Source organism: Dietzia sp. E1 (genome assembly GCF_014145015.1).
In the GTDB taxonomy this organism is placed as follows: domain Bacteria; phylum Actinomycetota; class Actinomycetes; order Mycobacteriales; family Mycobacteriaceae; genus Dietzia; species Dietzia cinnamea_A.
This window is the reverse complement of record NZ_JAALDU010000018.1, coordinates 1-8,073: the sequence shown is the minus strand read 5'-3', so window position 1 is coordinate 8,073 and position 8,073 is coordinate 1. Positions and strand designations below refer to the sequence as shown.

The window sequence follows — 8,073 nt, the reverse complement described above, 5'->3', positions numbered from 1 at the left end:
GGCGCCGCCGGTCGAGCCGGTGGCCCCGAGCGAGCCGGTGGCCGCGGAACCCTGCGCGGCGGCGGTCGCGGGCAGGGCCTGCGCGGCTCCCACCGCCAGCGCCACGACGCCCGCGGCCTTGAGCGCCCCGCGGCGGCTGATCTCGGTGGCGATGTCGCCGAAGTAGGCGTTGTCGGAGGTGTTCGGCACCGGGGCGGCGCACTGGTCTCCACACTTGTACACACAGGTCACGTGCTGGCGGTTGGAGATCCCCGGAGTGGCGATCGGAAGCAGGCGGCGGACGGACATTCGAGTCTCCCTGAAGACATCTACGGCTCAACGGACGCTGTGACGCTAGGTGCGCAGAACCACCGGACGGACGCGCCCGGTGAACGTCCGGATGAACTGTGGGCGCAGTGCCGGTGAACTCCGGCGCGGGCCGCTACAGTCGTCGTGTCCACCCTCTATCTCGGATCGTCCGGCACGTTCCTGCCGGTGAAGGGACAGACCCGCTCATGGCCTCGGTGACCTTCGAGAACGTGTCCATCATCTATCCCGGGGCCGCGCGGCGCAGCGTGGACCGGCTGGACCTGGAGATCGCCGACGGCGAGTTCCTCGTCCTGGTCGGGCCCTCCGGCTGCGGCAAGTCGACCACCCTGCGCGCGCTCGCCGGCCTCGAGGACGTGGCCGCCGGACGAATCCTCATCGGCGACAAGGACGTCACCGGTACCGAACCCAAGGACCGGGACATCGCGATGGTGTTCCAGAACTACGCGCTGTACCCGCACTACACGGTCCGCGAGAACATGGGCTTCGCGCTCAAGCTGGCCAAGGCGAGCAAGCAGGAGATCGCCGAGCGGGTCCAGACCGCCGCGGAGATGCTCGACCTGGTGCCGTACCTGGACCGCAAGCCCAAGGAGCTCTCCGGTGGCCAGCGGCAGCGTGTGGCGATGGGCCGGGCGATCGTGCGCAACCCGCAGGTCTTCCTCATGGACGAGCCGCTGTCCAACCTCGACGCCAAGCTCCGTGTGGCGACGCGTGCGCAGATCGCCAAGCTGCAGCGGGACCTGCGCACCACGATGATCTACGTGACTCACGACCAGGTCGAGGCCATGACGATGGGCGACCGCGTCGCGGTGCTCAAGGACGGGGTGCTCCAGCAGGTCGACACCCCGCGCGAGCTGTACAACAACCCTGTCAACGCGTTCGTCGCCGGGTTCATCGGCTCGCCGTCGATGAACCTCTTCGAGGCGCCCGTGGCCGACGGCGCGGTGGACCTCGAGGGCTTCCGCGAGCCGGTGCCGGCCGGGTCGGGTCCGCGGGTCACGGTGGGTGTGCGGCCCGAACACCTGCGGATCGCCGAGGACGGTCACGGGTTGCAGGTGACGGTCGTACTGGTGGAGGAGCTCGGCGCGGACAGCTACCTCCACTGCTCGACCGCCGACGGCCACCCCGTGGTGTACCGCGCCGGGTCCGGCGAGCACGCGCGCAAGGGCGACACCGTGTACCTCGAGGCGCTCGACGGCGAGGTGCGCTTCTTCGACGTGGAGACCGGCGACCGCCTCCGCTGAACCGTCAAGCCGCGCAACATCTGTTGTTGTTACAGTTAACGCTGTGACCTCGCCTGCGTGAACCCCACGTGACGGCGGGAGCGAGCGACCCGGCCGATGATCGCCGTGGTCCCGCGCCGCCGCCGTCGTGTGGGTTACGCTCAGCAGGTCCTCAGTGAGATCCGCGTCACAGTCGACGTCGATCAGCTGCCCCTCGGCGCGCGCCGACGGGAGTCGAGACACGACAGTAGGAGAGAGCGCATGGCCGTTCACGGCAGGTTCCTCAAGGCGGCGACGGCCGCCTCCATCGTCGCGGTGGTCGCCGCGGGTTGTTCCTCCGGGGGCGGGGAGGACAGCGAACAGGCGAGCTCCGGCACCTCCGGCGTCGGCCCCATCACCTTCGCGATGGGCAGCAACGACACGGACAAGCTGCGTCCCGTCATCGAACAGTGGAACGCGGAGAACCCCGACCAGGAGGTCACCCTCCACGAGCTCCCCGCCGAGCAGGACGGCCAGCGCGACACCCTCGTGCAGTCGCTGCAGACGGAGAGCGGCGAGTACGACGTGTTCGCGCTCGACGTCACCGACACCGCGTACTTCGCGGCCAACGGCTGGCTCCAGCCGATCGAGGGTGAGACCGAGGTCGACACCAGCGGGCTGATCGAGGCCGCCGTCGACTCGGCGACCTACAACGACACCCTCTACGCGGTGCCGCAGAACACCAACGCGCAGCTGCTCTACTACCGCACCGACCTGCAGCCGGAGGCCCCCGCCAACTGGGGCGAGCTCGTCGAGTCCTGCGGCGCTGCCGTCGAGGCCGCCATCGACTGCGTCAACCTGCAGCTCAAGCAGTACGAGGGCCTGACCGTCGCGGCCACGCAGTTCATCCACAGCTGGGGCGGCAGGATCGTCGGCGACGACGGCCAGACCCCCGAGCTGGACAGCGAGGAGACCCGCGCCGGCCTCACGGCGCTGGTCGACGCGTACAAGAACGACGTCGTCGCCATGAAGTCCGACAGCTTCACGGAGGAGCAGACCGCGCAGGCCTTCCTGGGCGGCCGCACCATGTACGCCTACAACTGGCCGTACATGTACGACTCGGGTCAGACCGACCCGACCTCGGAGGTCGTGGACAAGTTCGACGTCGCGCCGATCCTCGGCCCGGACGGTCCGGGTAAGTCCGTGCTCGGCGGCTACAACAACGGCATCAACGTCTACTCCGAGAACAAGGCCACGGCCAAGGCGTTCCTCGAGTTCCTCATCTCCGAGGACGTCCAGATGGGCTTCGCGCAGGAGTCCTTCCCGCCGGTGCTGTCCTCGATCTACGACGACGCCGCGCTGCAGGAGCAGTTCCCGTACATGGAGGCCCTCAAGGCCGCCCTGGACAACGCCGAGCCGCGCCCGGTCTCGCCGTTCTACCCGGCCCTGTCGAAGGCCATCCAGGACAACACCTTCGCGGCACTGAAGGACGAGAAGACCGTCGAGCAGGCGCTCACCGACATGAGCGCCGCGATCGAACAGGCTCAGTGACGGGCCCTCTCTGAACAACGGCCGATGGGCCCCGGGTGCGAGCCCGGGGCCCAGCGGTCTCCCTGACAGGGTGTGGCGCACCCGGCGAGGAAGCGGCGAGATGACGACGAGCGAGAAGTCCCAGGCTCCGCTGGTGGCGAAGAGATTCGACTGGCGACCGGTGTGGATGGTGGGCCCCGCGCTGATCATCCTCGCGGTGGTGATCGGCTACCCGATCGTCCGCGCGGTGTACCTGTCCTTCATGGCCGACCGCGGGCTCGACCCCGCCACCGGGATGTTCACCTCCGGCGGGTTCGCCGGCTTCCAGCACTACCTCTACTGGCTCACGCAGGCCTGCCCGGCCCCCGGCGGCGGCACCGTCACCTGCCCCGACGGCGTCTCGGCCACCGACTTCTGGCCCGCCATGGGCAACACCCTGTTCTTCACGGTCACCACGGTCTCGCTCGAGACCGTGCTCGGCTTCGCGATGGCCGTCATCATGGGCAAGAGCATCTGGGGCCGCTCGCTCCTGCGGGCCGCGGTGCTCGTCCCCTGGGCGATCCCCACCGCCGTCACCGCCAAACTGTGGGCGTTCATCTTCGACCCCAACGGCATCGCCAACACGATCCTCGGCACGAACATCGCCTGGACCACCGACCCCTTCTACGCCCGTGTGGCCATCATCGTCGCCGACGTGTGGAAGACCGCGCCGTTCATGGCCCTGCTCATCCTGGCCGGACTGCAGATGATCCCCGGTGACGTCTACGAGGCGGCCCGCGTCGACGGCGCCTCCCGGTGGCAGCAGTTCGTCCGCATCACCCTGCCGCTGGTCCGGCCCGCGCTCATGGTCGCGATCCTGTTCCGCACGCTCGACGCGCTGCGCATGTACGACCTGCCCGTCATCCTGGTCTCGGCGAACTCCAACTCGCCCACCGCGACCGTGTCCATGCTCGTGGTCAACGAGATGAGGATGGGCAACTTCAACAGCGCATCCGCGATCTCGACGCTCGTGTTCCTGCTGGTCTTCGCCGTCGCGTACATCATGGTGAAGTTCCTCGGCGCGAACGTCGTGGAAGATCGCACAGGCAAGAAGGAGGAGATCCGGTGAGCCACCGAGTGCCTGACCACAGCACCTCGCCGGCCACGCCGACGACCACCTCGTCGTCGTCGACCTCCGGCCCGGACCGACGTCCCGACGACCGGGACCTCAAGCCCCCGCGCAAGCCCCTCGGCCGCACCGCGGGCACCTACGTCGGCGCCCTGCTCATCCTCATCTGGGGACTCGCGCCGTTCTACTGGATGCTCGTCACGGCGTTCCGCGACAACAGGTTCGTGTTCTCCGCCAGCCCGCTGCCGTCGAACGTCACGCTGGACAACTTCCGCGAGGCACTGTCCACGGACGGCGGCAACAACTTCCTGGGCGCGATCATCAACTCGGTGATCATCAGCTCCGTCACCACCGCGCTCGCCCTGACCTTCGGCGTGTTCACCGCCTACGCGCTCGCCCGGGTCGACTTCCGCGGCAAATTCTTCGTCACCGGTCTCATCCTCGCCGCGTCGATGTTCCCCGGCGTCGCCCTGGTCACGCCGCTGTTCCAGCTGTTCACCGATATCGGCTGGATCGGCACCTACCAGGCGCTCATCATTCCCAACATCTCGTTCGCGCTGCCGCTGACGATCTACACGCTGACGTCGTTCTTCAACGACCTGCCGTGGGAGCTCGAGGAGGCCGCCCGCGTCGACGGCGCCACCCGCGGTCAGGCGTTCATCAAGATCATCCTGCCGCTCGCGGCGCCCGCGCTGTTCACCACCGCGATCCTGGCGTTCATCATCACGTGGAACGAATTCATCCTCTCGCAGCAGCTGTCCACCACCGCGACCGAGCCCGTCACCGTGGCGATCGCCCGCTTCTCCGGCGTCAACCCGTACATCCCGCCGCACGCGGCGATCATGGCCGCCGGGGCGCTCGTCACCGTGCCGCTGGTGATCATGGTGCTGCTCTTCCAGCGGCGGATCATCTCCGGCCTCACCGCCGGCGGCCTCAAGAGCTGATCGCCGTGGCGCGCAGTGACCGGGTGGCCCGGGGTCGCAGTGGCTCGGACGCGCTGGCCTCCCGTCAGCGCCTGGAGGTGATCGGCGGGTTCGTCGCCTTCTTCACCGTGCTCGCGCTGGTCAACGCGGCGGGCCTGATCCTCACCGGGCGACCGTCGATCTTCGCGTCGTTCGTCCTGGTGCTCATGCTGGTCATCTCGTGGTTCACGTTCCGCACGTGGCGGCGCGTCGACAGGGCGGTCCGCGCGGGCTGAGAAGGCGGATCTTCGTCCTCAGGACCTGCGGCGGACCTGCGGCGGAAATCCGCTACCCGGGATCGGGATCCGCGACCCCGATAGGAGTAGCGGATCCCGACATTGCGTAGCGGATTATCTGGGAGACCGGGACGTCCTCAGCGCCCGTCGCGCCAGGCGACCAGCGACTCGACCAGATCCAGCGGATAGTCGGGGCCGTTGAGCCCCACGGTGAACAGGGTGATGCCCTCCGCGTGCAGCTCGTCGGCCATGCGCCGGGCCTCGTCCGGGGTGCTGGCCCCGCCGATCTCGGTGGAGCGCTCGATCTCGGCGGGGTCCCGCCCGACCTCCGCGCAGTGCCGCGCGAGCACCTCGGACTTGTGACGGTAGGTCTCCACGTCCACGAACGAGTGCCAGATGTCCGCGTGGCGCGCCACGTGCCGGAGGGTCTTCTTCTCCCCGCCGCCGCCGAGCAGGACGGGGATGTCACGGGTGGGTGCGGGGTTGAGCTTGGCGAAGCGCTGCTCGATCCGATCGAGCGAATGGCCCAGTTCGTCGAGGCGCGAGCCCTTGGTGCCGAACTCGTACCCGTACTCGACGTAGTCGCGTTCGAACCAGCCGCTGCCCAAGCCGAGGATGAGGCGCCCGCCCGAGATGTGGTCGACGGTCCGCGCCATGTCCGCGAGCAGTTCGGGGTTGCGGTAACTGTTGCACGTGACGAGGGCGCCGAGCTCGACGCGCTCGGTCTGCTCGGCCCACGCCGCGAGCAGTGTCCAGCATTCGAAGTGGGCGCCGTCGGGTTCGCCGTACAGGGGGAAGAAGTGGTCCCAGGTGAAGATCACGTCGACGCCTGCGTCCTCGGACCGCCGGACGGCATCGCGGAGGAGGGCGTAGTCGGGGGTGTGCTGCGGTTGCAGCTGGACGGCGATGCGGACCGGGCGTTCGGTGCTTCGGGTCATGCGGCCCATTGTGGGGTCTGGCGGCGGGCCCCGCACCCGAAGTCGGGCGGGACCCGCCGCGAGGCTTCCCCGGCGTCGGCGGGTGTCAGCCGTCGCGTTCGAGGACGAACCAGAAGTGCTCGCCCTCGTGGACGGTGCCGCGTCCGTTCATCACCGCCAGGAGGGTGGTGGGTCGCCCGTCCGGGCCGGAGGTGACGACGGCGAAGTGGTCGATCACCGGCAGTCGGTCGTACACCATGGAGGCGGTGGGGTGTCCCCGGAAGGAGACCTCCCACAGCGACGCCCCGCCGCCCCCGGTCGCGGAGGTATCGGGCACGATTTCGCCGGATTCGTCGGTGACGAGGATGGGATCGACCTTCCGTGCGTGCGTGAAGTCCTTGCCCCACCAGCGCATCGTCCCGAGAGTGCCGTACATCGGGTGGCCGGTGTCCAGCCCTGTACCCCGCCACCGGCTTCCGCCGATCTCGTCGACCCGGGCGGGCTCGAGGGCGTCCCACAGCGTCGAGACGCGCTCGGACGGGACGGTGCCCAGCGCGCGGATCCGGTCGAGCTCGGCGGCGGCTCCACCGGTGTCGGTCCCGGTCCCGGTACCGGTCGCGGCGGAGCCGGTGCTGGCGGCGCTCATAACCCGAGGGTCTTGCCGATGATGTCGCGCTGGACCTCGTTGGTGCCGCCGAAGATGGTGGAGACGACGGCCTGCCGGACCATGCGCTCCATGCCGTACTCGGTGGCGTACCCGTAGCCGCCCATCGACTGCATGCACTCGAGGGTGACGCGCTTGCTCAGCTCGGTCGCTTTGAGCTTGGCCATGGACGCCTCGCGCGGGAACAGGGCATCGGGATCGGACTCGTCCACCTTCTTGGCCACCGCGTAGACGAGCAGCCGGGTGGCCTCGATCTCGGTGGCCAGATCGGCCATGCGGTGACGGATGACCTGGAAGGTCCCGACGGGGCGGCCGAACTGCTCGCGCTCCCTGATGAAGTCCAGGCAGTCGTCGAACGCGCGCTGCGCCACGCCGAGCTGCATGGCGGCGAGGATGAGCCGCTCGGTGTTGAGGCCGGCCATGAGCTGCTTCCAGCCGCCGCCGACCTCGCCGACCACGGAGTCCGCGGGCAGGCGTACGTCGGTGAAGTAGAGGTCGTTGACCTCCTTGCCGCCCATGGTCTCGATGCCGGTGATCTGGAGGCCCTCGATGTCGGCCGGCACGTCGAACATGGTGATGCCCTCGTGCTTCTTGCCCGAGGAGTCGGTGCGGGCCACGAGCAGGATGCGGTCGGCGAAGTGGGCGTTCGAGCACCAGGTCTTCTGGCCGTTGATCACCCAGTCGTCGCCGTCGCGCTCGGCCTTGCACCGCAGCGCCGCGACGTCGGACCCGGCGCCGGGCTCCGACATGGAGATGGACAGGGTGCCGCCCTTGACGACCAGCTCGAGGGCGCGCTTGCGCTGCTCCTCGTTGCCGAACTTCTGGTAGGCGGCGGCCGTGATGAGGGTGGGGCCGATGCCGCCGATGGGGGCGAGGCCCTTGAGGAGGTGCTCGAGGAGCAGGCACAGCTCGACGGCGCCGGCGTCGGACCCGCCGTACTCCTCGGGGACGGTCAGTCCGAGCCAGCCGAGGTCGGCCATCTTGGAGTAGATCTCGGGCGAGTGCGTTCCGCCCTCGGCGGTGAGCTCGCGCCGCTTCTCGGCGCTGCCGACCTCGCGTGCGGAGAAATCGTCAACGGATTTCGCGAAATCACGCTGCTCTTCGTGAGGATTGAATATTCGTCTCACTGGGGGCCATCGCTATTGCCT

The 8,073-nt window shown here is 68.8% G+C and carries 8 protein-coding genes and 1 pseudogene; 5 read left to right on the top strand and 4 right to left on the bottom strand.

Annotated elements, in window-relative coordinates; all coding sequences use genetic code 11:
* A pseudogene (locus G6030_RS00965) lies at positions 1–288 on the bottom strand (phosphatase); the annotation flags it as partial.
* A gap of 206 nt (positions 289–494) precedes the next feature.
* Here G6030_RS00965 and ugpC point away from each other — a divergent pair.
* From ugpC to G6030_RS00940, 5 genes are all read left to right on the top strand, one after another.
* Positions 495–1,550, top strand: coding sequence for a sn-glycerol-3-phosphate ABC transporter ATP-binding protein UgpC (ugpC, locus tag G6030_RS00960; protein WP_182641905.1), 1,056 nt, complete (start codon positions 495–497; stop codon positions 1,548–1,550).
* Positions 1,551–1,790: 240 nt separating this feature from the next.
* On the top strand, positions 1,791–3,059 hold the full coding sequence (locus G6030_RS00955) for an ABC transporter substrate-binding protein (protein WP_182641904.1): 1,269 nt from the start codon (positions 1,791–1,793) through the stop codon (positions 3,057–3,059).
* Positions 3,060–3,159: 100 nt separating this feature from the next.
* Positions 3,160–4,146, top strand: coding sequence for a sugar ABC transporter permease (locus tag G6030_RS00950; RefSeq protein WP_061228351.1), 987 nt, complete (start codon positions 3,160–3,162; stop codon positions 4,144–4,146).
* The gene (locus G6030_RS00945) at positions 4,143–5,090 is read left to right on the top strand and encodes a carbohydrate ABC transporter permease (protein ID WP_347238544.1); all 948 of its coding nucleotides are present in this window, start codon (positions 4,143–4,145) and stop codon (positions 5,088–5,090) included. The genes G6030_RS00950 and G6030_RS00945 overlap by 4 nt, the downstream gene beginning before the upstream one ends.
* Positions 5,091–5,095: 5 nt before the next feature.
* Positions 5,096–5,344 (top strand): hypothetical protein, encoded by a 249-nt coding sequence (locus G6030_RS00940; protein WP_347238543.1) that lies wholly within the window; start codon positions 5,096–5,098, stop codon positions 5,342–5,344.
* 137 nt (positions 5,345–5,481) lie between these two features.
* Here G6030_RS00940 and G6030_RS00935 read toward each other — a convergent pair whose 3' ends face one another.
* The 3 genes from G6030_RS00935 to G6030_RS00925 all read right to left on the bottom strand — a co-directional run bounded on the left by G6030_RS00935 (position 5,482) and on the right by G6030_RS00925 (position 8,043).
* Positions 5,482–6,282 (bottom strand): LLM class F420-dependent oxidoreductase, encoded by an 801-nt coding sequence (locus tag G6030_RS00935; protein ID WP_182641903.1) that lies wholly within the window; start codon positions 6,280–6,282, stop codon positions 5,482–5,484.
* An 85-nt stretch (positions 6,283–6,367) separates the two neighbouring features.
* Complete coding sequence (locus G6030_RS00930; protein WP_182641902.1) at positions 6,368–6,907, bottom strand: GXWXG domain-containing protein; 540 nt, start codon at positions 6,905–6,907, stop codon at positions 6,368–6,370.
* A complete protein-coding gene (locus G6030_RS00925; RefSeq protein ID WP_182641906.1) occupies positions 6,904–8,043 on the bottom strand; it encodes an acyl-CoA dehydrogenase family protein in 1,140 nt (379 codons plus the stop codon). Before G6030_RS00925 ends, G6030_RS00930 begins: the two co-directional genes overlap by 4 nt.
* Positions 8,044–8,073: the final 30 nt, after the last annotated feature.